Below are 22,823 nucleotides of genomic sequence, written 5' to 3'. Positions count from 1 at the left end.
AATAATTTAGTCATTTCTTTTTCATCCGATTAATTCAGTATGCGCAACAGACATCGCATATTTAACTGGCGAATGCCGTCGTTACTTTATTTAAAAGGATATTGATATGGCCCAGGTCATTAATACTAACGCATTGAGCTTGATGGCTCAGAACAACCTGAACAAATCTCAGACTTCTCTGGGTACTGCAATTCAGCGTCTCTCTTCCGGTCTGCGTATCAACAGTGCGAAAGATGATGCAGCAGGTATGGCGATCTCTAACCGCTTCACCTCTTCTATCCGCGGCCTGACCCAGGCAGCACGTAACGCCAACGATGGTATCTCCCTGGCGCAGACCACCGAGGGCGCGCTGGAAGAAGTAACCGAGAACTTACAGCGTATCCGTGAACTGACCGTTCAGGCAAAAAACGGTACTAACTCCTCTGACGACCGTGACTCCATTAAAAAAGAGATCTCTGCACGTCTGGACGAAATCAAACGTATTTCTGAAACCACCAACTTCAACGGCGTTAACGTTCTCGATGGCTCCAAAGATAAACTGACCATCCAGATTGGCGACAAAGATGGCCAGACCATCGACATCGATCTGAAGAAACTGGACATCGACTCTCTGGGTCTGGACGGCTTCACTGCTGCATTCGATAAAATTGCCGGCTCTGCGGGCGCCACCAGCCAGTACACCAAGGCAGCCACTGCGAAAGCAGCGGGCGACGATACGGGTATCAGCACAACTGCCGGTAACTGGAAAGTTGACGCAGCTGACATCACCGCAATTGAAACGGCAGTGGGCGCAGCAGCAGGCGACGTCGAGCTGTACGTAGCTGATGGTGAAGCTTTCGCGTACGATAAAACTGCCGACAAAATGTTTAAACTGGATACCTCTGCCATCACCTTCAAGGATGATGGTGCTGGCAATGCGATCATTGACGGTGCTGTACCTGCTGGCGCCGCAACGGAAGTCAGCGCGCTGGATGCCGATATCCTGTTGAACGGTCCATCTACACTGAGCGATGCCACCAAGCTGAAAGAAGGCGCGACCTTCAAAGCTCAGGATGGCTCTGAAGTGACGCTGGATCAGGCTAAACTGGACGATATCTCCAACGCGGCCTTTGGCGCTGACGCTGCTGACAGCAACATGCAGCTGTTCTCCGTGAAAGACGGTGCAAACACCAAATACTTCGCGCAGAGCACCGACGCAAGCGGTAACACCGTGGTGAAAGAGCTGACCTTCGCAGATAACGCAACTGCCCCTACCGTTGCGGATGCAGGCGCAGCGAACTCCGCGTTCATCAACACCGCCGCTAACGCTGCCGCAGCCGACGACCTGCTGGGTAACCTGGATGCAGCCCTGACTGAAGTGACTAACTTCCAGGCTGACCTGGGTGCGATTCAGAACCGTTTCAGCTCTATCATCGCGAACCTGAACACCACTGTTATCAACACCACCGAAGCCCGCTCCCGTATCCAGGATGCTGACTTCTCCGTGGAAGTGTCCGCAATGAGCCGTTCTAACATCCTGCAACAGGCCGGCGTATCCGTTCTGAGCCAGGCTAACCAGGTACCTCAGAACGTTCTGAGCCTGCTGCGCTAATCCCGAAAAGCCTCAACATTTTACGCGTATTTATTGCGCGTTAGCCCTCCCTGTCGGAGGGCTTTTTTCGTTTTGAACCTCGCTAATCGTCCTCAATCCTTCTCCCCTGCCCTGACCGTCTGTCAGGCAAGTCACAACCAACCAAAAACATTACAAATAATATGGTTAAAAAGGTCTCGCAAAACAATATAAAAACGCGTTTATCCTATTTGGAGACAATCGGTAATCGACCATAAATAGCATGCGTAAAGGGCCATTGAATACGAAATGAAAGAACGAACGCATCTCGTTTATTTATTATGAACGCAACCTTCCGCTAAACAGCTCATCTCAACATTGTTTAAATGATATGACCAGTGAGATAAAATTAACCAACTCATTTATAGCGACTGCCGATATTTAATGTTAAAATCGTTTTCGCTGCACAGCGTGCAAAAGGAGAAATTCCCTCCTGTTACTTATACATTTTTAAGCGTTTAGCTTATCTAACTTGAGCAGTCAGCAAATGCCCGTCAGTCATTGCCCTTCACGTACTAAGCCTCAGAAAAATAGGAATATAAGCGTCACCCCACTGCTATCGTGCCGCCAGGTTCAGCGAGAGGAATCACCGCATGCGCATCAAAATGGGAGGGCATTTACTTTATTTATCACACAAATACGCCAACCGAGGCCTGGCCATTTTTAACATCGGCATTAATAACATTAATATCGTTGAAATTTACCTTTAGCGATCCGCGAATAGTTGCGATATAAGCCTTAGGTAGCCCGAAATTGTTGCGCATTGTTAACGAAAAGACTTTACCCAATTAACATAAATACCCATTCAATTCACCTTATCTTTCATTACGAAGTATCAAGATATTATGGTCAATTACATTGCGATTGGATCGTTAGTGACGCTGGATTTACACACGAGGTTACTAACACGAACGCGCGACGGCGAGTGCGTGACGCTGCCTGCCAGCGCCTGCCTCTGCCTTGCCGCCCTGGTGGAAGCGCAGGGACAAATTTTGTCTCAGGAACAGTTAATGGATATCGGCTGGCGTAGCGCTGGCGTTGAGGTCACGGATAATAGCGTGCGCGTTATGGTGAACAAGCTTCGACGAGCGCTGGCCTCGCTAGAGATGCAGGATGCTATTGCGCTGGTTGCCGTAACGCGAAGCGGCTATCGCCTGATTATTCGTGAAGAGAGCCCGCCGGAACCCTCGGCTGAAAGCGTTGAGATCCTCCCCCCACCACTGCCGCCTGAAATGCTGGTGGAGGCTACGCCTTCTCCCCCCTCCGCTACGCCAGCACCGCGTCGAAAAAGGCTTTTGCGAAGCGCTGCGTTCGCGGTCTGCGGCATGCTGATCGGTATTCTTATTGCCTTGTCCGTCAAAAATGCGTTTGTCCCCAGCCCGCAGAGCATCGAGTTTATCCTCTGGCAGGGAGAAGGGATCCCCCCCGGCCATATCGTGATGGTGCAAAAAAACCGAATAAGCCAAACAGAACTTATCCAGGCAACGCTGCACACCTATAGCGAATATGTGCTGGAAAGACGCGTCCATTACAGACCGGGTAAAATTTTATACATCACTACCGGTACGGGAAAGATAGATAAATATCAGGCAGTTATTGCCTGTCAAAAACCCATTCAGGAGCAAAAGAATGACTGTGAATCGTTCTATTTTCATCTTTATTAAACGCCCGCAGATCCTCTTTGCTGGCGGTCTGATGACAGGTTTAGCGTTAACAATCGGGTACACGATCGCCACGTCGCCGCTGAGACAGACGTGCTTTGCCCCAGCCTCGTTTTACACTATCAAGGACGAAAACAACGTGACGCTGGCGCGAGGAATTTATCGCTCATACCGCGATGGACTTCATGAGGGACACACGACCTATATCGGTAACATCCGCCATTTTCAGGACGGAAAACGCGTAGGGCAAGCTTCACCCGTACAGCGCAGCGTGAATTATACCATGTCCTTCTCCGGCAACCTGCTGCATCTGACGATGCTTAGCCACGCCCGTCGGCTGGGCGATCAAAGCAACGAAAAAGAGGTGACGGATTATATTTTTCCGCAGCTTAAGAGCGGCGAAACCTCCACCAGTTCCCTCTATTTGCTGGAAAACAGCATCCTGGCATCGGGAACGGAGACGGTAGTACGGATAGCCTGCACGAATTAAGCCCTCAAACCAGCGCCTGTAGTAACCCGCTCAGGATCTCGAAGCCGTGGCTCATAAGACGTTCAAAAAATGGAGCCAGCGTTTCGTCGATGAGCAACAGTGCCAGCATGCCAAAGGTCAGCGTGAGCGGGAACCCTACTACAAAGATCGAGAGCTGCGGGGTAAGACGGTTTAGCAGCGCAAGCACCATGTTTATGCTCAGCAGCAGGGCTATCACCGGGAGGCCCAGGATCAGTCCCTGACTGAAGATGAGTCCGGCATGATTAACGAGGTAAAACATCCCCCCAGCATGCAGCGGTTCTGAGTTAATGGGGAGAGCCTCGAATGTCTCTGCAAGCAGCGAAAGCAACCACAGATGGCCGTTAAACACCAGAAAGAGCAGCATCGCCAGCATGTTTAGCAGGCGAGCGATCACCGGGCTGTTACCGCTGCCCGGGTCGAAGAAGGTGGCAAACGAGAGTCCCATCTGCATCCCAATGATCTCGCCCGCCAGGCGAACGGCGGCAAACAGCAGTTGCATCGTCAGCCCCATCGCGGCGCCGATGAGCACCTGCTTAGCCATCGTCCAGACGCCCGCCCAGGAGTAAAGTCCTATATCCGCGTCAGAAACCAGCCCGCCCAGCAGCAGCGCGAGGGTTAAGGCCAATGCCGCACGCAGGCGGGCGCTGATCGCTTTTTCGCTAAAGACTGGCGCAACATGCAGAAGCGCCGAGATACGCACCATGACCAAAAAGTAATGGCTTATCAGGGCGTAAAGCTGCTCAAGGGGAAGATTAAAAATCATTAGCCGATGGCGTAAGGAATGCTGGCGAACAACATGCGCGTGTATTCAATAAAGATTTTCATCATCCACGGACCGAGCAGTACGCCGACACCCACGATCATCAGGATTTTAGGGATAAAGGTCATGGTCATTTCGTTCACCTGCGTCGCGGCCTGAAGAATACTGATAATCAGACCGGTTGCCAGCGCGACCAGCAACAGCGGCCCCGCAATCATTAGCCCAACCTTGATAGCTTCCATGCCCAATACCATGACGCTTTCGGGGGTCATATCAGGCTCCTATGAGTAAAAGCTTTGTGCAAGCGAACCGACCAGCAGCTGCCAGCCATCCACGAGTACGAACAGCATCAGCTTAAAAGGCAGCGCAATTGTCGCTGGCGGAACCATCATCATCCCCAGCGCCATCAGAATGCTGGCCACCACCAAATCAATAATCAAAAACGGAATAAAGATGGTAAAACCAATCTGGAAGGCGGTTTTCAGCTCGCTGGTGACGAAGGAAGGCACCAGAATACTCAACGGCACGTCCTCCGGGCCGGTAAGGGTCGGCGTTTTAGCAATGCGGGCAAACATCGCCAGATCGGCTTCACGCGTCTGCTCAAGCATAAAGGCCCGCAGCGGTTTTACGCCTTCCTTCAGGGCCGTTTCCATGGTGATTTTATTGGCCTGCAACGGCTGCCATGCCTGTTCATAGATCTGGTTGAGCACTGGCGACATCACAAAAAAGGTCAAAAACAGGGCCAGTCCCACTAATACCTGATTTGGCGGTGCGGTCGGCGTACCAAGCGCGTTGCGCATCAATCCCAGCACGATAACGATACGCGTAAAGCCAGTCATCATCAGCAGTACCGCAGGGATGAACGTGAATCCACTGAGCAACAATAGCGTCTGGATGGGTAGCGTCCAGCCAGCGCTCCCCGGCGAACTGGCCAGCGTAATGTCGCCGTTAGCGGCGAGCGCAGAGGCGACGGGCAGCAGCAGACCAACGCCCGTCGCAGCACGGGCAATCAACAGACGGTTCATTTTTGCTCACCACCCGAACGGTATTTATGAAGAAAGTTATCCAGCATGGCGGGGAAAGCCGCTGAAGGAGTCGCCTGCTCAGGCACCTCTGGCCTAACCTGTACGGTAAGACAGCTAATGTGGGTTGGGGTAACACCCAGCACCAGACGCTGTTCGCCCACGTCAACCACCACCAGCCGTTCGCGCGAGCCGAGAGGTTTACTTGCCACCAGCGATACCGCAGCCTGGCTTTCGCGGGTGCAACGCGCCAACCCGCTGCGGCGAGCGATCCACGCCAGCAGTACCATCAGCATAATAATGAGCATGAGCGTACCGATAACCGATAGCGCGATTGCCCCGCCAGAGAGCACGTTCGTGCTCCCTGCGGCAAAAGGAGGTTGTACTGCGTTCATTAGCGGCTCAGGCGATGCATTCGCTCGGATGGGGTAATGATATCGGTAATACGAATCCCGAATTTATCGGACACGACCACCACTTCGCCCTGGGCAATAAGGTAACCATTGATCAGAATATCAAGCGGCTCACCCGCCAGACCGTCAAGCGAAACCACCGAGCCCTGGCTTAAGCGCAGCAGCTCCTTGATAGTCATTTTTGTGCGGCCCAGCTCAACGGTCATTTTGACAGGGATATCCAGAATCAGGTTCATCTCTTCAGAAAACTGAGGAACCGCCGTTTGCTCTGTACTTCCCGCAGCGTTCTGCTCGTTCAGCGCCTCACCCCAAAGATTGTCCATAGACTTATCTTCAGATCCCGACGAGTTATTCATGTCGCTCATGGGGAAATCACTCCTTATTGAAAGATTTTAATGCTGGCTGATTCATCCGATCGACCTTCAGAGCATATTGATTATTTACAGAGCCATATTTCGCGGTAAATACCGGCACGCTGCCGACGTTCGCTTCTATAAACTCCTGCTTATCCAGTGGGATAATGTCGCCTTTTTTCATCTTCATGACGTTTGACAACCGCGTGTTGATGTCGGCAAATTGCGCCACCAGCTCCAGCTCGGTTTCACGCATCTGGCTTGCCAGCATGCTGCGCCACTCAGAATCCTCATGGCGCGAATTATCCATTGGCGGATTGCTTAACAGTTCACGCAGAGGCTCTATCGTGCTGAAGGGAATACAAATATTGAACTCCCCGCGATGCGAGCCGATTTCCACGGAGAAAGGCGTGGTGACAACAACATCGTTTGGTGAAGAGGTAATATTGGTAAATTTCACCTGTATCTCTGAACGGATGTATTCCGTCTTAATTTTATAAATAGAGCCCCAGGCAAACTCATACGCCTCGCGTGCCATTGTCAGCATACGGTGGATCACCCGCTGCTCGGTTGGGGTAAATTCCCGCCCGTCTGCCTTCGTCGGGAAACGCCCGTCTCCGCCGAACAGGTTATCCACGGCCATAAATACCAGACCGGAGGAGAATGCCATCAGCGCGGTCCCACGCAGGGGATTAAGGTGCAGCAGGTTCAGGTTAGTTGGCACCGGTAAATTGCGGGCAAACTCATGATACGGCTGGATCTTGATATTTCCCGCCGTAATATCTGAACTGCGGCGCAGCAGGTTAAATAGCCCCATCCTGAACTGACGGGCAAAGCGTTCGTTAATAATTTCCAGAGAATGAAGCCGCTCGCGAATCACGCGTCGCTGAGTATTTGGATCGTAAGGTTTTATCCCCGCATCTCCCATGCTTCCATGGAGGTCATCGGGACTCTCCGTATCAGCATTGAGCAGGCGATCGATCTCATCCTGTGATAAAAAACTATCAGCCATTGTGTTTACCGCAGAATAAATTCATTAATCAAAACGTCAGTGACGTTAATCTTTTTGTTGAACGCCAGCGGTTTTTTAAGCTCATTATTGATGTTGCTAATCAGCTGGCGTTTACCTTCATCCGTTGAGAGCGTTTCATACGTTTGCTGAGAAAGCAGCATAAACAATCGGCTGCGATATTCCGGCAGGAATTTCTCAAGCACCTGTACGGACGACGTATCGCCAAGTCGTACGGACAGACCAATGTAGAGCACGCGATCCGACTCGTGCTGCGTCGGGGTCAGGCTAACGGTAAAGGTATTCATCGACACGTATAACGGTTCAACTTGCTGTACCGCCGGGGCTTCGTGCTCACTTCTCGAATTGTTGTCCGTCTGCACGTGTGCATATTTCATCGACCAGAACAGATAGCCTGAAAAACCGCAGGCTGCGAGGGCAATCAGAAACATTAGTATTAACAGAAGCGAGCGCGACCCTCCGCGAGCCGCAGCATTTTTATTTTTGTTACCCATTACGTAAACCCAATAAAATAAGAGAGGCAGCAACCTGCCCCTCGATAAATACGGCGGACATTGTAGTCCATTTAATCAGCAGAATAATCAGGAGATAAAATTTCATTCCTGTCGGCAATTCAGCAATTCAGCAATTCAGGCAAAAGTGTTAATGCCGTATATATTTCCTTGCGTCGATGTTAATAATTCCGCCACAGCGTCTTCGTCCACGAACACGTTATCTGCACCTTGAGCGGTATGCTGCTCTCCGGAAGGATGACGTCCCTGCTCGCCACCGCCAGTATGTGGTCGATCGGGGCTCACGCTCGCCTGGCCCAACTGAAGCCCGGTTTCCGCTAAAGCCGCCCGCAGGTGCGGTAGAGCAGTCTCCATCATCTGCCGCACCTGGGCATGTTCGCTGACGATATGGATCTGCGCCTGGTCCTGCTGCACGCGCAAAGAGATATGCAATGAGCCCAGCTCCTGAGGATGCAGGCGGATCTCCGCATTGTGCAAATTGTCGCGGCTGAACAGGGCAATATGTTGGCTCACCGACTGTTTCCATTCGGGCGACTCCAGCGGATAACGGACGTTGACCACCTGCTGTGAGACAGGCTGACTGACCAGTCGCGCCGTTGATGGCTCCATCACGACGCTCTGAACCGTGGGATCGCACGTAGCGTGCTGCGATGCGTCTCCCTGATGAGCCGTTAAGCCTGGCATCACGGCGCTGGCGTCCGGGGCTTTCCCCCCTAACGCCTGTGCCTGCATCTGGAGAGGGGTATCTTCGCGTCGGGCGGGCTTCAGCTTAATATCGTCAACAGGGATCGTTAAAGGCGCCTTTTCGCCAGCTACCTCTTCACGTGGCAGAGTCGCATCAGCAAGGGTCGAAGCCTCTGTAGCGCCCCTCGCCTGGCGGGTGACTATCTGCTGAAGCTGCCATTGCGGGCTTTCATCACCGGGAGAGGCGCTGATTCTGACCTCCGCCAGCGTGTCGTCACTCTCCCCCGGATCAGCTACCGGCGGCAAAACCGGCTGCGGGAGAGGGTATCCTTCATGACTCAACAGCTGCGCCGGAACGTCCAGCCCAGGTAACAACAGTCCCATCTGCGCCAACCTGTCGTCGAGCGTGAGAGCAAAATCCTCGCCGATGAGTTTTCCTTTGCCTGCTCTCGTCGGCGCTCCGCCGGACAGCAGAGCCGTAATATCAATATTCATAGCCTTTCTCTTTTCTGTCCGGCACGCTGGGCGAATTCGTCCATCATTTTTTGCTCCTGGCGGCTCTGTGCCATAGCCAGTGCCGCTTCGCGGCGATCGATGAGCGTCTCAAACGCATTAAGGCGCTGCTTTTTCTGTAGCCACTTCTCTTTGACCCGATCCACGGCTTGTTCGCAGGTGGAAACATGTGATTCGTGCTGCTTCACCACCTGGTTAAGTGACAAAATGAAAGACTGTTGATTAACCAGATCCGCCATCGACATACCGCTGCCCAGCAGGCCCTGACGCAAAGATTGCTGGTACTCGCGCTCATAGTGCTGAAGCTGTTCATGCTGGGCCACGGCTGCCATAAGCGTCTGCTGGACGCTGCCGAGGGCGCGAGTGGTCTCCGTAAGCTTTTCCTGAGCCATATCACGCAGCATGACCATTGGATTATTCACTTTCACGTTTTATCCCGCCTGTTCATCGATGTCAGGGAAAAGTTGGCTCAGTGCGGCAATAGCCTCGTCGTAACCGCTCCGCTCGTGTATTGCCTGATGCAAGAAGGCTTCCAGCGCAGGATACTGGTCTATCGCTCTGTCGAGCAGCGGATCGCTGCCCTTCACGTAAGCGCCTACGCTGACCAGATCCCGGTTACGCTGGTAGGTCGACAACAGCTGCTTAAAACGCTGAACCTTGCGGTACTGGACATGCGGAATTAGCTCCGTCATCGCGCGGCTAATAGAGGCTTCAATATCAATAGCAGGATAATGGCCCGCCTCAGCCAGGCGACGAGAAAGCACGATATGGCCATCGAGGATCGCGCGCGCCGAATCGGCGATCGGATCCTGCTGATCGTCCCCTTCGGTCAGAACCGTATAAAAGGCGGTTATCGATCCGCCGCCGCGCATACCGTTACCCGCACGCTCTACCAGTGCGGGCAGACGCGCGAAGACGGACGGTGGATAACCTTTCGTTGCCGGCGGTTCACCGATAGCCAGCGCCACTTCACGCTGCGCCATGGCATAGCGCGTAAGAGAGTCCATTATCAGCAGGACATTCATCCCACGATCGCGGTAATCCTCAGCAATTCGGGTGGCGTAAACCGCACCCTGCATACGCAGGATCGGTGAGACGTCAGCAGGTGCGGCGATCACGACCGCGCGTGAGAGCCCCTCTTCGCCAAGAATGTTCTCGATAAAATCTTTTACTTCACGTCCGCGCTCGCCAATCAGTCCGACGACGATGACGTCGGCGGTGGTGAAACGGGCCATCATGCCGAGCAGTACCGACTTACCGACGCCCGAGCCGGCAAAAAGGCCCATACGCTGTCCCCTGCCAACCGTCAGCAGGCCATTTATTGCCCTCACGCCCACATCGAGCACGGACTTGATGGGATCGCGGTGAAGCGGGTTAAACGAGGGGGTAAACAGGCCGGCTATGGGTTTTCCCGCCGGTGGACGACCATCCAGGGGGCGGCCCTGAGCGTCAAGCACGCGCCCCAGCAGGTGTAACCCCACCGGCAGCTGTTTACCCGCTCCCTTATCGGCCTCTGGCGCGTACACGCGCGCGCCGGGAAGAATACCGTCAACATGTTCAAGCGGCATAAGATAGAGCGTCTGACCGTTAAACCCGACCACCTCACACTCGACCGGTAAAATAGCCTGCCCGGTCTGACGTTCAACAATGCACAACGCGCCTATCGGCAGCTTCAGGCCAACGGCCTCCATCACCAGCCCGGTAGCACGCGTCAGCTTGCCGTACTGACGAAAGCGCGGGAGCTCTCCGAGCTTCTCTTCCACCCGATCCATGACCGAGAGCCAGTTTTTTAACTGCTGGCTCATTGGGACAATTCCTCTCGGGCGAGCTGACAGAGAGACTGCCAGCGCGTTTCCATGGTGGCGTCATACTCCACGTCCGGCGTGACCACACGACATCCCCCTGCGGCCAATTGGGGATCGCTTTGTAAGGACCACCCCATTGAGGAGAGCGTCTCACCGATCGCCTGGGAGACCATGGGCAGATCCTGCGGGTTCACATGCAGTTCTGTCGGGCCGTTGAGCAGGGTATCCTGCTTCATTAACTGTCGGATCTGCGCAAGCAGAGCATGGTTATCCGCCACGCTCAGGGTGCCGTACAGCTGCTGTACCGCCGTCAGCGCCAGCTGAACCAGACGTCCGGGAATAAGGCTATCGAGATTCGAAAGCGCAAGCTTGCACTGCGTCACCCATTCTCCAGCCTGGAGCAGTAAAGCCTGCCGTTCGTCACGAGCCTGTTCCAGCCCCTGCGCCAGACCCGCCTCACGCCCCTCCTTCAGCCCGGCCTCATAGCCTTCGCGACGGCCTTCCTCTTTGCCTTGCGCCAATCCCTGAGCAATACCCTGCTGCTCAGCCTGCTTACGCAGGCGTGCCAGCTCGGCCTTAAACTGCGCGTCAGAATGGCCGGTATCCTGCGTCTGCAACGGTACTTCAACCGTTTCGTTTAACAGATCCTCAGGCTGCCAGCTGCGCCACTGAGCGGCGCTATTGGCATCAAACGTAGGCATCGTCGCTGCCTCCAATGATGATTTCCCCTGTCTCCGCAAGGCGACGAACGATGTTCAGAATAGTCTTCTGCTCGGCTTCCACCTGTGACAAACGTACCGGGCCGCGCGATGCCAGATCTTCGGTCATCAGATCCGACTGACGGCGCGACATGTTACGGAAGAACTTGGCCCGCAGCGCTTCGTCTGCTCCTTTGAGGGCGATGATAAGGGTTTCACTTTCCACCTCCTGCAACAGACGCTGGATGCTGCGATCCTCGACATCCACCAGGTTTTCGAACAAGAACATTTCGTCGATAATTTTCTGTGCCAGCTCACTGTCGAAATCGCGAACCGCCTCAATGGCGGCCTCTTCCTGCTGGGATTTCATCAGGTTTAAAATCTCCGCAGCCGGGCGCACCCCACCCATTTTGCTGCGCTTAAGATTCTGACCGTGGAGCAGGCCGTTGAGTACCTCCGTCAGTTCCTGCAACGCGGCGGGCTGAACCCCGCCGAAGGTGGCGATACGCAGCATAATGTCGTTACGTTCACGATCGTCGAATTTGCTCAGGACGTCCGCCGCCTGGTTACGCTTTAAGTGGACCAGGATCGTGGCGATAATTTGCGGGTGTTCTTCACGAATCAGATCGAATACCGCCAGCGGATCCATAAAGTTGAGCGTTTCGATCCCGTTTCCACCCTGGTGGGTATCCAGCAAATCCTCAAGCAGCGTTGACGCACGCTCTTCACCCAGCGCCTTGACCAGCACGCTGCGCAGATACTCGTTCGTGTTAAGGCTCAGCGCGGCATACTCGCTTGAGTCATTTTTAAAGTCGCGCAGCACGGAGGCCATTTGATCGTGGGTAAACCCCGCCATGTTGACCATAGAACTGCTGATGGTCTTCACCTCATGCGCGTTTAGGTGCTTAAAGACTTCGGCGGCCAGGACGTCGCCCAGCGTCAACATAACGATGGCGCTTTTCTCTGCGGCATTCATGATTTGAGCTCCTGATTCATCCACTGACGAATAACCAGCGCAATAACCCGCGGCTCTTGTTCCGCCAGTTCGCGCAGCTGCTGACTGTTAAGTTCCGTATCCACACGCTGCTGAGCGCGGTCACGCGCATCCTTTTCGGACGCTTTCTTGCGGGCGGCCAGCTCTTCCTGACGCGCCTCTTTTTCCATTTCCATGCGGCGCAGGCTGGTTTCCTGATGGCGGATCCAGGCCGGATGAACAAGCTTACGCCACATAACCCAGGCGATAATCGCAATAACCAGATAACGCGCAATCGCCATCATCAACTGATAAAACTTATCCTGTTTCCAGAATGGCGGGAGTTCCTCTTCCTCAACCCCGTTAAACGGCGAGTTCAAAATATTGACGCTATCGCCGCGTGAGGCCGTATAGCCGACAGCCTCTTTAACCAGAGCATTAATACGGTTCAGTTCAGCCTCACTCAGCGGACCCGGCTTGCCCTCAGCGCCTTGCGGCAGATGGTTTATCACCACCGCGACTGAAAGACGATCGATGCGCCCCATGGCATTTTTAATGTGGGTTAGCGTGCGATCGACCTCAAAATTGGTGGTCTCATCGTTGTGATTGTTGTAGGGCTGTGAACGGTCATTTCCGGTACCAGCGGTACTGGTTTGAGCGGCAGGCTTGTCAAGCGGCTGCGTAAGTGGCGCAGTGGCAGGCGCTGGCGGCTGATTCGTCAGCGCGCCCGGTACGCCGCCATTGCCGCGTCCGTTACCCTGCTCGGACTGGCTCGTCTGGCGGCTTCGAATCACCATTTTTTGCGGATCGGCGTTGGGCTGATACTGCTCCTGCGTCTGCTCCTGCTGGGTAAAATCAATCTGCGCCGTGACCTGGGCGCGAATATTTTTGCTGCCCACCAGCGGCGCCAGGATTCGCTGGATGCGCTGCTGGTAATCACTTTCGATCTCACTGGTGTACTTCAGCTGTGACGTTTGCAGGCCGCGCAAACCACTTTGGGTGAGCAGCTCACCCCGCTGATCGACGATAGTGACATTTTCTGCCGTCAGCCCCGTCACGGCGCTGGAAATCAGATGGGTAATGGCAATGACCTGTCCTTCATCCAGGGTACGCCCCTGAATCAGGTTGACGGTAACGGAAGCCGTCGGCTGTTTTTGCTCACGCACAAACATCGTCTGCTTGGGTGTGGCAAGATGAACGCGCGCCGATCTGATCGGCCCCAGGTTTTCAATAGTACGCGCCAGCTCTCCCTCAAGCGCCCGCTGATAATTAACCTGTTCGCTAAACTGGCTAATACCAAACTTTTCCTTATCCAGCAGTTCAAACCCTACGGAGCCGCCTTTTGGCAACCCCTGTTGGGCCAGCTTCATACGCACTTCATGGACCTGCCCTTCAGGAACCAGAATAGCGCCACCCGGCGCGTCGATGCGGTAAGGGACATTCATCTGCGACAGCTGGGCAACAATGGCCCCACCGTCTTCATCACTGATATTGCTAAACAACACGCGATAGCCTGGCTCTTTTGCCCAGAACATAAGCGCAATTAATACCGATACGGCAGCCGCGGCGCAAATGACCAGCGATAGCTTCGGGCTGGCGCGAAGCCATGACAGAGCCGATTTAATTCGGTCAGCCGGATTATTCGTTAAATCATTTAATGTGGCACTCATGCCGTGATCCTGTAAGAAATAGCACGCACAATAATGCGCGTCAGCGCCTGTGATATCGCAGGGCTGATAACGACGATTTCAAATTAAGAGAAATTTTCAGGCGGGCATTATCGTCTGAAAGGCCGATTTTTTAAGGATAAATAAGCTTAAAGTAATGTTCGCTTATTGGATTTTATGGCCATTTTGCCTACGTGTTAAACTATCAACGTTTAAAAGATATGTAATAAATGTGTGCTTTTCCCTTATTAATTCAGGAAGTCAACAATGTCAGCAACTTTAATGCGTGGCGTACTCGATCAAATTAACACTCAGTCACAGCAAATAGCCGGCATGAGCCGAAACCAGCCTGCCGCGCTGAAAAACACGCCGTCGTTCTCTGACATTTTATTCAACAGTATTAATGAAATTAATGAAACTCAGGTTAACGCGAAAGAAATGACGCAGCAGTGGATGTCTGGCAGTAGCGATATTGGATTAAATGACGTAATGCTGGCAATGCAGAAGTCCTCAATTTCTTTTAGCTTCGGTGTGCAAGCGCGCAATAAAATGCTCAGTGCCTACCAGGAAATCATGAATACCCCGGTATAAGGCCTCGCCCTGTCTATGAGTGAATTTAAAGACATTCCCGTGCGCTTATCGCCAAATAAGCTTACGTTATCCGATTCTGAATTACAGCGTATTGGGCAACTGATCTATCGCCGCGCCGGGATTGTAGTCAACGCACAAAAACGAGAGATGATTTTTAATCGTTTATCACGGCGGCTACGGGCGCTGGGGATTGACACATTTCTTGAGTACATCAGCATTCTGGAGTCCCACAGCGAGCATCCGGAATGGCAGAACTTTGTCAACGCGCTGACAACCAATCTGACCTCTTTCTTTCGCGAAACCTACCACTTCCCGGTGCTCGCAGAACACGCCCGTCAGCGGCCCAACGGCTACCGCGTCTGGTGTACCGCCGCTTCCACCGGGGAAGAACCTTGCTCCATCGCCATGACGCTGGACGAGACTCTGGGGAGCGCGACGGGAGGGCCACGCGTCTGGGCCTCTGACATCGATACCGAGGTGCTGGCCAAAGCGGAGGCAGGGGTATACCGCATGTCCGACCTACACTCGCTGACCCTGGTGCAAAAACGCCACTATTTTTTGCGCGGCTCGGGTGAGAACAGCGATCGGGTGAAGGTAAAGCCAGAACTGCTGGCCGCTATTCACTATCAGCGGCTCAACTTGCTGGACAACAGCTGGCCGCTGCCCGGACCGTTTGACGCCATCTTTTGCCGCAACGTGATGATCTATTTCGATGCGCCGACGCAGAAGCGTCTGCTTGAGCGCTTTGCCCGCATGCTGAAGCCAGACGGCCTGCTGTTTGTTGGTCACTCTGAACATTTTAATCATCCGCACATTCCACTCAGGCTTCGCGGCCAGTCGGTGTATGAACTTACGGAGGCCTTACGGTGAAACGGATACGGGTGCTGACAGTTGATGATTCTGCGCTCATGCGCAACATCCTGAGCGCAGTGATCAATCAACAGCCAGATATGGAGATGGTCGGCACCGCGCCAGACCCGCTGATCGCACGCGAGATGATTAAGCAGTTGAACCCCGACGTGCTGACGCTGGATATCGACATGCCGAAAATGGATGGGCTGGAGTTTCTCTCCCGCTTGATGCGCCTTCGTCCAATGCCGGTGGTGATGATCTCCTCGATGACCACCCGAGGCTCGAAGGCGACAATGGCCGCGCTGGAACACGGCGCCGTCGATTTTCTGGCCAAACCCGATCAGCGTATCGCCGGAAATCTGGAACTGTGGGGTGTGCAGGTCGCAGAGAAGATCCGCATTGCCGCGAAGGCAAAACTGGGACGTCAGGCTGAAGTGGCCTCGCCGATACTGCGGGGCATTACCGTGGATCCGCAAAGCATTGTGGCGATTGGCTCCTCGACCGGCGGGACGGAGGCGCTGCGCCAGGTATTAACGCCGCTGCCAGCCAGCGTCCCCGGCATCGTCATCGCCCAGCATATGCCTGCTGGATTTACCCGCTCCTTCGCCCAGCGTCTTGATTCACTTTGCCAGATAAAGGTGCATGAAGCGGATGACGGCGATCCGGTACTTCCGGGTACGGCATTGATCGCCCCCGGCGATAAGCATATGGAGATCGTCCGTCACGGAAAAGGGTACGCCGTCAGGCTGACCGACGCGCCCCCCGTCAACCGTCATCGCCCGTCGGTAGACGTTCTCTTTAACTCCGTTGCACAGCTGGTGGGCGCACATGCCAGCGCCGCCATCCTTACCGGAATGGGAGCCGACGGCGCACGTGGGTTGCTGGCGTTGCGGGAGTCGGGCGCGTTTACCCTCGCTCAGAGCGAAGCGAGCTGCGTGGTGTTCGGTATGCCTCGCGAAGCGATTGCCCTTGGCGCTGCCCGAGAAATCGTCGATCTCAATAAAATTAGCCAGCGTCTGCTGGAAAGTTTCAGCCATAAACCACGACGTTCAGGAGAGAACACACATGTCGGATAAAAACCTGCGTTTTTTGGTGGTGGACGATTTTGCCACCATGAGACGTATCGTACGTAACCTGCTTCAGGATCTGGGCTATTCAAATATTGAAGAGGCGGAAGATGGCCAGGACGCGCTGAACAAGCTGCGCGCCGGTGAGTTTGATTTCGTTGTGAGCGACTGGAATATGCCCAACCTTGATGGCCTTGAGCTGCTGAAAACCATTCGCCTCGACCCGGCGATGTCAAAGCTGCCGGTACTGATGGTTACTGCGGAAGCAAAGCGCGAAAACATTATCGCCGCCGCGCAGGCGGGTGCCAACGGTTACATCGTTAAACCGTTTACTGCCGCCACGCTGGAAGAAAAGCTTGGCAAAATTTTTGAAAAACTCGGGTGAATACTATGACCACTCAGCCTGGCGAGATCGCGGAACCGCCAAAGGATCTCTTTTTGCGTATCGGTCAATTAACCCGGCTGCTGCGCGACAGTATGGCAAATCTTGGCCTGGAGCAGGCCATTAAAGAAGTCGCGGACGCGTTCCCCAACACGCGTGACCGTCTCAACTACGTTGTTGGCAAAACGTCTCAGGCCGCCGATCGCGCGCTGACGGCCGTCGAGGTGGCACGACCGCTCCAGGAAAGATTAGGTGAAAATGCCGGTAAGCTTACTGAACGGTGGGACGCCTGGTTTGAAGAGCCACAGCCGCTTGACGAGGCGCGAGAACTGGTGAAAGAGACACGTACCTTTCTGCTGGACGTGCCGGCCACCGCTCAGCAAACCAACCAACAGCTCACCGAAATAATGATGGCGCAAGACTTCCAGGATCTCACCGGCCAGGTGCTACAAAGCCTGATGCAGGTGATTCAGACCGTCGAAACCGAGCTGATCAGCGTGCTGGTTGAAAACATGCGCGAACGTGACGCGGGTATCGAACAGAGCGGTGACGCCCATCTCAAGAACGGCCCGCAGATTGATACCAGCGTCGCCGGGATTGTCGCCTCTCAGGAACAGGTGGATGACCTGCTGGAGTCGCTGGGCTTTTGATGACCCCAGGCCAACACTATGTCTGAAGAGAGCGAGAGCGACAAAACAGAAGACCCCACACCCCACCGAAAACAGAAAGCGCGGGAGGAAGGTCAGGTTCCGCGTTCGCGCGAGCTGACCACCCTTGCCATGCTTCTGGTGGGCTGGGGGCTTATCGTCGGCGCAGGTAGCCATCTGGCGACGCAGCTTGAATCTATTCTGCACAACGGGCTGACCTTTGATCGACTGCTGATCCGCGACCCGCAGAATATGTTACATCGTGCAGCCTCGCTGTTGAGCATGGCTTTTCTCGCCATTCTGCCCTTCGCCGGCGGGCTGTACGTGACCGCAATAACGGCACCGTCGATTATCGGCGGCCTGAACGCAAGCAGTAAGGCGCTAAAGGTTAATCTTAAAAAACTTAATCCCGTCACCGGTATCAAGCGTCTTTTCTCTGCCCAAATGGTATCAGAGATGATCAAAAGCATCCTCAAGGTGCTGTTGGCCGCCACGGGGGGAGGACTGTTTTTACTGCTCAATAAAAGCAGGTTCATCAATCTAATGTATGAACCGTTGGGCGGCGCGCTAAACGACATCAGCAACCTGCTGATTGGCTGCATGCTGTACGTGATTTTGTCACTGATCCCCATGGTGGCCTTCGACGTGATTTATCAGCTCTGGAGCAACTTTAAGAAGCTGAGAATGAGCCGCCAGGAGATAAAGGATGAATTTAAAAACCAGGAAGGTGACCCGCACATTAAGGGTCGCGTCAGGCAGATTCAGCGCCAGATGGCACAAAGCCGCATGATGGCCGAGGTGCCCACCGCCGATGTGGTCGTCAACAACCCGACCCACTATTCCGTGGCGCTGAAGTACCAGGAAGGCACCATGGGCGCACCGATCGTCGTCGCAAGCGGCAGTGGACTTATTGCCCTGCGCATCCGCGAGATGGCTGAAGAAAATCGGATTCCGATGCTGGAAGCGCCACCGCTGGCGCGTGCGCTTTACCGGCACTGCGAGCCGGGTCAGCCGGTGCCCGGTGAATTATATAACGCTGTTGCCGAAGTCCTGGCCTGGGTATATAGCCTGCGCCGGTGGCGTAAAGGCTTTGGCTTGCGCCCAACAGAACCTAAAGATTTGCCGGTTCCCCCGGCGCTCGATTTTGCACAAGAGAGTAAAGAGTAATGGCTAATATCGCCACCAAATTACGTTTGCCCGGCATCAAGGAGACCCAGTGGCAGGTACTGGCCGGTCCAGTCCTGATCATGACGATCCTTGCGATGATGATCCTGCCGCTGCCAACCTTCGTGTTGGACTTGCTGTTTACCTTTAATATTGTACTGGCGATCATGATCCTTCTGGTCGCCATGTTTACCCAGAATACGCTGGAGTTTTCCGCCTTCCCGACGGTACTGCTCTTCTCAACGCTGCTTCGCCTGGCGCTAAACGTCGCCTCAACGCGCGTTATCCTGATGCACGGCCATAACGGCGCTGACGCCGCGGGCCAGGTCATCGAAGCTTTCGGCCACTTCCTGGTAGGCGGCAACTTTGCCATCGGCATCGTCGTTTTTATCATATTGATAATTATAAACTTTATGGTCATCACCAAGGGGGCCGGGCGTATTGCAGAAGTGGGCGCTCGCTTTACCCTTGACGGTATGCCCGGTAAACAAATGGCAATCGATGCCGACCTGAACGCCGGTCTGATCGGCGAGGAGGAGGCCAAACGCCGTCGAAAAGAGGTGACTCAGGAGGCAGATTTTTACGGCTCCATGGACGGTGCGAGCAAATTTGTGCGTGGCGATGCCATCGCAGGCCTGCTGATCATGGCAATAAACATTATCGGTGGCCTGATTATCGGCGTAATGCAGCATGATATGACCCTCAGCGCAGCGGGAGAAGCCTACACGCTGTTGACCATCGGTGACGGCCTGGTTGCGCAGATCCCTGGTCTTGTGATCTCCACCGCGGCAGGTGTCGTTGTAACGCGTGTGGTCAACGAGCAGGACGTAGGCGAGCAGATGGTCGGCCAGCTGTTTACCTCGCCTCGCGTGCTTGCCCTCTCTGCGGCCGTAATTGGTTTGCTGGGGCTAATCCCAGGCATGCCCAATCTGGTCTTTTTACTCTTTACCTCCTCACTTTTAGGCATTGCATGGTGGCTGCGGGGCCAGGAAGGTAAGGCGAAAAAAACGGGCGCCGCCCCCTCCGCCCCTACCCGAGCTGAAGCTGACGTGGCGCAGGTTAATGAAGCGACATGGTCTGACGTACAGATGGAAGATGTACTGGGGCTGGAGGTTGGCTATCGACTGATCCCTATGGTCGATCATGAACAGCAGGGCCAGCTGTTAACCCGCGTACGGGGTATTCGTAAGAAGTTCGCGCAGCAGATGGGCTTTCTGCCGCCAGCAGTTCATATTCGCGATAATCTCGACCTGCCGCCGACTCACTATCGTATTCTGCTAAAAGGGGTGACGATTGGTAAAGGCGAGGTCCAGCCCGATCGCTGGATGGCGATCGATCCAGGCTGTGCAGAGGGAGAAGTGCCCGGTACGCCCTGTAAAGAACCAACCTTTGGACTTCCCGCTCTATGGATCGATGAAGTCCATCGCGAGCTGGCGCAGACGCTGGGCTATACCGTAGTCGATCCATGTTCCGTCGTCGCTACGCACCTGAACCACCTTATCAGCACCCACACGGACGAACTTTTCGGTCGCCAGGAGGCGCAGCAGCTGCTTGACCAGCTCACCAAACAGTCGCCGAAGCTGATAGAGGATTTGATCCCCGGGGTAATCAGCCTGACCACGCTGCACAAAGTACTGCAAAATCTGCTCTCCGAGCGCGTGCCGATCCGCGATATGCGGACCATCATCGACACGCTGGCTGAGTATGCCACTCCTCAGTCTGACGCTGACGAGCTGACGGCCCGCGTGCGCGCTCGCCTCTCCCGGGCGATTACGCAGCAGTGGTTCCCTGGCGACGACGATATCCAAATAATCGGCCTTGATATGTCACTTGAGCAGTTGCTGGTACAGGCAACCCAGAGCGGAAGCGCTATCGAGCCGGGAATTGCCGAGAATTTAATGAAACAGACCGAGCAGGCGTTGCAGCATCAGGAAGCGCTGGGTGCGCCGCCGGTTCTGCTGGTGACCCCGGCGCTGCGTTTGATGCTGTCCCGCTATCTTCGTCGCATCTTCCCTCAGCTTGCAGTGCTCTCCAGCCAGGAGATAAACACTCAGCGCAACGTGAGAATGACGTATCTCATTGGAGGTAAATCGTGATAAGAGCCGCCTTGCTTGTTCTGCTGCTTGCGCCACCGGCGTTTGCTGCGGACGGTTCATGGAGCAGCCATAGTTTTGGCGGCACGCTGTCGCGCGGCAAGCAGGTACTGAAAAGTCGTCCAGTTCAGCCCGCCGCCCCCCTTCCGAAAGGGGTTACGCCGACGCATCTGCTGTGGAAGATTACACCGGACGGCCCCACGCCGCCGGGCTTTCGCATTCGCGTCTGTAACAACCTGCGCTGTCTGATGCTTAGGGAACTGGCGGGCGAAATCCCGTTGCCAGCGGGTTTCCCGGCCGCGGGCCCCTTTCGCTTTGAGTATCAGTCGGTAGCGCGCGGCGAAATGACGCCGCCGCTGACAATACTGAAAAATGAAATCACAATAAGGTATCGCGGCAAGGGGCCATCGGCGCTTTAAGAGAGGTTCTGACAAACGGTACCGCTCTGGCGATATCCTGCCTTAAACCTCAGCACCTCATTTATCCCGCCCAGCGCCCCCTCACATGCCAGCGCCAGCGTCATCAGCATCGTCTCATCCTCCTGCGCCGATAACATCTCCATCCCTACCGGCAGCCCGATACGGCTTACGCCACAGGGCAACGTAATGGCAGGCAGGCCGCTGATGGCGGCCAGTTCCGGCGCGCAGCCTGGCGGCATCTTCGCCATACTTTCTGGTAATCGTTGTACGGTGGGATACACAAATCCGTCGATGCGCTGCACCTCCGCCACCTGGCAAAGGTTCTGCCGCAACAGGCGCTGAAAGCGACGCCCCGCCAGCCAGAGCGGGGTTTTCAGCGTGTTACTCGCCAGCATCTGACGTAGAAACGGCGCAAACTCTGGCAGGAAAGCGCCGGAGTCCACAATGCTTGTCAGTCCGGAGGGAGCGCCAGGCTGTTTGCTAAGCCAGTCGTCAATCGCCACGCGAAATTCATACAGACTGAGGCAGGTGGCCTGCCTCACCTCTTCAAGGAAGGGGAGTGAAACCTCCACCAGCGTCGCTCCGGCACGGCGCAACGTGTGCAGCGCCGACTGCCAGACTTCCAGCTGTACCTCATCCTCTCCCTGTAACGCGGTCACCACGCCAAAGCGAACGCCTTTCAGCGAACGCACAGGAAGCGCAACCGGCGGCAGGCCATGGATCACCGCATGCAGCAAGGCGGCATCCTCAACGCTATGTACCATTGGCCCAACGGTATCTTTGCTGGGTGAGAGCGGCGCCACGCCGTCCAGCTGTGAACGGCGAAAGGCAGGCCGTAGCCCCACCAGCCCGGTATAGCTACAGGGAATGCGGATAGAGCCGCCGGTATCGGTGCCCAATGCGCCATCCGCCATTCCAGCCGCCACCGCCGCGGCGCATCCTCCGCTGGAACCTCCGGCGGTGAGTGTCGGGCAAAGTGGATTCGCCACATCCCCCCCCAGCGAGCTACGCGAGCGCACATCGAACGCGAACTCGGACATATTGGCCCTGGCAAGAATAATCGCCCCCGCTCTGCGCAATCGCTGCACGACCCGAGCATCCGCTGTCGCGTTAAGTGAGGCCAGCGCACGGCAGCCAAGGGTGATCGGCATCGGCGCGCAGGCAATATTATCTTTGACGATCAGCGGCACGCCATGCAGGGGGCCGATCGGCTCTCCACGCCGACGCTGCTGCTGATGCTGTTCCGCCTGAGACATGGCGTCAGGGTTAACCCCGAGGATCGCGTTGAGCGCCCGGTGCTGCTGTATGACGTCGAGACGGCGGGCAATTTCCTCCGGACAGTCGTCTGGCGGTATCAGGCGCTTCATAGTCTCAGGCTCCCCGTGCTGAAAACCGGG

Annotated in this window: 25 protein-coding genes; 11 read left to right on the top strand and 14 right to left on the bottom strand. The window is 55.0% G+C overall.

What is annotated here, in order from left to right:
• Nucleotides 1-106: 106 nt before the first annotated feature.
• The 3 genes from SK54_RS07460 (at nucleotide 107) to SK54_RS07450 (ending at nucleotide 3,760) form a co-directional block, all read left to right on the top strand.
• Nucleotides 107-1,591, top strand: a complete 1,485-nt coding sequence (locus SK54_RS07460; RefSeq protein WP_032649226.1) for a flagellin N-terminal helical domain-containing protein — start codon at nucleotides 107-109, stop codon at nucleotides 1,589-1,591.
• Nucleotides 1,592-2,454: 863 nt separating this feature from the next.
• Nucleotides 2,455-3,273, top strand: a complete 819-nt coding sequence (locus SK54_RS07455; protein WP_032649227.1) for a winged helix-turn-helix domain-containing protein — start codon at nucleotides 2,455-2,457, stop codon at nucleotides 3,271-3,273.
• On the top strand, nucleotides 3,239-3,760 hold the full coding sequence (locus SK54_RS07450; protein ID WP_015571609.1) for a hypothetical protein: 522 nt from the start codon (nucleotides 3,239-3,241) through the stop codon (nucleotides 3,758-3,760). Before SK54_RS07455 ends, SK54_RS07450 begins: the two co-directional genes overlap by 35 nt.
• Before the next feature lie 4 nt (nucleotides 3,761-3,764).
• Here SK54_RS07450 and fliR read toward each other — a convergent pair whose 3' ends face one another.
• From fliR to fliF, 13 genes are all read right to left on the bottom strand, one after another.
• Nucleotides 3,765-4,544 carry a flagellar biosynthetic protein FliR gene (gene fliR / locus SK54_RS07445; protein ID WP_017692823.1) on the bottom strand — a complete coding sequence of 260 codons (780 nt, stop codon included), beginning with the start codon at nucleotides 4,542-4,544 and terminating at the stop codon, nucleotides 3,765-3,767.
• Nucleotides 4,544-4,813: a flagellar biosynthesis protein FliQ gene (fliQ, locus tag SK54_RS07440; protein ID WP_017692822.1), complete on the bottom strand. Its 270-nt coding sequence runs from the start codon at nucleotides 4,811-4,813 to the stop codon at nucleotides 4,544-4,546. Before fliQ ends, fliR begins: the two co-directional genes overlap by 1 nt.
• 9 nt (nucleotides 4,814-4,822) lie before the next feature.
• Nucleotides 4,823-5,566, bottom strand: coding sequence for a flagellar type III secretion system pore protein FliP (fliP, locus tag SK54_RS07435; RefSeq protein ID WP_015571610.1), 744 nt, complete (start codon nucleotides 5,564-5,566; stop codon nucleotides 4,823-4,825).
• Nucleotides 5,563-5,958 (bottom strand): flagellar biosynthetic protein FliO, encoded by a 396-nt coding sequence (gene fliO, locus SK54_RS07430; RefSeq protein WP_015571611.1) that lies wholly within the window; start codon nucleotides 5,956-5,958, stop codon nucleotides 5,563-5,565. Before fliO ends, fliP begins: the two co-directional genes overlap by 4 nt.
• Nucleotides 5,958-6,341, bottom strand: a complete 384-nt coding sequence (gene fliN / locus SK54_RS07425) for a flagellar motor switch protein FliN (protein WP_015571612.1) — start codon at nucleotides 6,339-6,341, stop codon at nucleotides 5,958-5,960. The genes fliO and fliN overlap by 1 nt, the downstream gene beginning before the upstream one ends.
• Before the next feature lie 7 nt (nucleotides 6,342-6,348).
• Complete coding sequence (gene fliM / locus SK54_RS07420; protein ID WP_015571613.1) at nucleotides 6,349-7,341, bottom strand: flagellar motor switch protein FliM; 993 nt, start codon at nucleotides 7,339-7,341, stop codon at nucleotides 6,349-6,351.
• Between the two features lie 5 nt (nucleotides 7,342-7,346).
• Nucleotides 7,347-7,853, bottom strand: a complete 507-nt coding sequence (fliL, locus tag SK54_RS07415; RefSeq protein ID WP_032669358.1) for a flagellar basal body-associated protein FliL — start codon at nucleotides 7,851-7,853, stop codon at nucleotides 7,347-7,349.
• A 135-nt stretch (nucleotides 7,854-7,988) separates the two neighbouring features.
• The gene (locus SK54_RS07410) at nucleotides 7,989-9,050 is read right to left on the bottom strand and encodes a flagellar hook-length control protein FliK (RefSeq protein WP_048246986.1); all 1,062 of its coding nucleotides are present in this window, start codon (nucleotides 9,048-9,050) and stop codon (nucleotides 7,989-7,991) included.
• The gene (gene fliJ, locus SK54_RS07405) at nucleotides 9,047-9,478 is read right to left on the bottom strand and encodes a flagellar export protein FliJ (RefSeq protein ID WP_015571617.1); all 432 of its coding nucleotides are present in this window, start codon (nucleotides 9,476-9,478) and stop codon (nucleotides 9,047-9,049) included. Before fliJ ends, SK54_RS07410 begins: the two co-directional genes overlap by 4 nt.
• Nucleotides 9,479-9,499: 21 nt before the next feature.
• Nucleotides 9,500-10,873, bottom strand: coding sequence for a flagellar protein export ATPase FliI (fliI, locus tag SK54_RS07400; protein WP_048246984.1), 1,374 nt, complete (start codon nucleotides 10,871-10,873; stop codon nucleotides 9,500-9,502).
• Nucleotides 10,870-11,574: a flagellar assembly protein FliH gene (locus tag SK54_RS07395; protein WP_017692817.1), complete on the bottom strand. Its 705-nt coding sequence runs from the start codon at nucleotides 11,572-11,574 to the stop codon at nucleotides 10,870-10,872. The genes fliI and SK54_RS07395 overlap by 4 nt, the downstream gene beginning before the upstream one ends.
• Nucleotides 11,561-12,547, bottom strand: a complete 987-nt coding sequence (fliG, locus tag SK54_RS07390; protein WP_015571619.1) for a flagellar motor switch protein FliG — start codon at nucleotides 12,545-12,547, stop codon at nucleotides 11,561-11,563. The genes SK54_RS07395 and fliG overlap by 14 nt, the downstream gene beginning before the upstream one ends.
• The gene (gene fliF / locus SK54_RS07385) at nucleotides 12,544-14,214 is read right to left on the bottom strand and encodes a flagellar basal-body MS-ring/collar protein FliF (protein WP_045333244.1); all 1,671 of its coding nucleotides are present in this window, start codon (nucleotides 14,212-14,214) and stop codon (nucleotides 12,544-12,546) included. The genes fliG and fliF overlap by 4 nt, the downstream gene beginning before the upstream one ends.
• Before the next feature lie 264 nt (nucleotides 14,215-14,478).
• On the opposite strand from fliF, the gene fliE reads away from it, so the two are divergent.
• The 8 genes from fliE to SK54_RS07345 are packed head-to-tail and all read left to right on the top strand — an operon-like array spanning nucleotide 14,479 to nucleotide 21,426.
• Complete coding sequence (fliE, locus tag SK54_RS07380; protein ID WP_020480519.1) at nucleotides 14,479-14,802, top strand: flagellar hook-basal body complex protein FliE; 324 nt, start codon at nucleotides 14,479-14,481, stop codon at nucleotides 14,800-14,802.
• Nucleotides 14,803-14,817: 15 nt separating this feature from the next.
• Nucleotides 14,818-15,672 carry a CheR family methyltransferase gene (locus SK54_RS07375; protein ID WP_015571622.1) on the top strand — a complete coding sequence of 285 codons (855 nt, stop codon included), beginning with the start codon at nucleotides 14,818-14,820 and terminating at the stop codon, nucleotides 15,670-15,672.
• Entirely contained in the window at nucleotides 15,669-16,730 is a 1,062-nt protein-coding gene (locus tag SK54_RS07370) for a protein-glutamate methylesterase/protein-glutamine glutaminase (RefSeq protein ID WP_017692814.1), read from the top strand. The genes SK54_RS07375 and SK54_RS07370 overlap by 4 nt, the downstream gene beginning before the upstream one ends.
• The gene (cheY, locus tag SK54_RS07365) at nucleotides 16,720-17,106 is read left to right on the top strand and encodes a chemotaxis response regulator CheY (protein ID WP_015571623.1); all 387 of its coding nucleotides are present in this window, start codon (nucleotides 16,720-16,722) and stop codon (nucleotides 17,104-17,106) included. Before SK54_RS07370 ends, cheY begins: the two co-directional genes overlap by 11 nt.
• A gap of 5 nt (nucleotides 17,107-17,111) precedes the next feature.
• Nucleotides 17,112-17,753, top strand: a complete 642-nt coding sequence (gene cheZ, locus SK54_RS07360; RefSeq protein WP_015571624.1) for a protein phosphatase CheZ — start codon at nucleotides 17,112-17,114, stop codon at nucleotides 17,751-17,753.
• A gap of 18 nt (nucleotides 17,754-17,771) precedes the next feature.
• On the top strand, nucleotides 17,772-18,917 hold the full coding sequence (flhB, locus tag SK54_RS07355) for a flagellar biosynthesis protein FlhB (protein ID WP_048246982.1): 1,146 nt from the start codon (nucleotides 17,772-17,774) through the stop codon (nucleotides 18,915-18,917).
• Nucleotides 18,917-21,010 carry a flagellar biosynthesis protein FlhA gene (flhA, locus tag SK54_RS07350; protein WP_048246980.1) on the top strand — a complete coding sequence of 698 codons (2,094 nt, stop codon included), beginning with the start codon at nucleotides 18,917-18,919 and terminating at the stop codon, nucleotides 21,008-21,010. Before flhB ends, flhA begins: the two co-directional genes overlap by 1 nt.
• On the top strand, nucleotides 21,007-21,426 hold the full coding sequence (locus tag SK54_RS07345; protein WP_023295297.1) for a flagellar protein FlhE: 420 nt from the start codon (nucleotides 21,007-21,009) through the stop codon (nucleotides 21,424-21,426). The genes flhA and SK54_RS07345 overlap by 4 nt, the downstream gene beginning before the upstream one ends.
• Here SK54_RS07345 and SK54_RS07340 read toward each other — a convergent pair.
• Nucleotides 21,423-22,793 (bottom strand): amidase, encoded by a 1,371-nt coding sequence (locus SK54_RS07340; RefSeq protein WP_015571627.1) that lies wholly within the window; start codon nucleotides 22,791-22,793, stop codon nucleotides 21,423-21,425. The two genes, SK54_RS07345 and SK54_RS07340, sit on opposite strands and share 4 nt — an antisense overlap.
• Nucleotides 22,794-22,823: the final 30 nt, after the last annotated feature.

Origin of the sequence: Enterobacter sp. MGH120 (assembly GCF_001037725.1) — a bacterium.
In the GTDB taxonomy this organism is placed as follows: domain Bacteria; phylum Pseudomonadota; class Gammaproteobacteria; order Enterobacterales; family Enterobacteriaceae; genus Enterobacter; species Enterobacter hormaechei_C.
The sequence above is the reverse complement of the archived record's forward strand: the minus strand, read 5'-3'. Positions and strand labels throughout refer to the sequence as shown.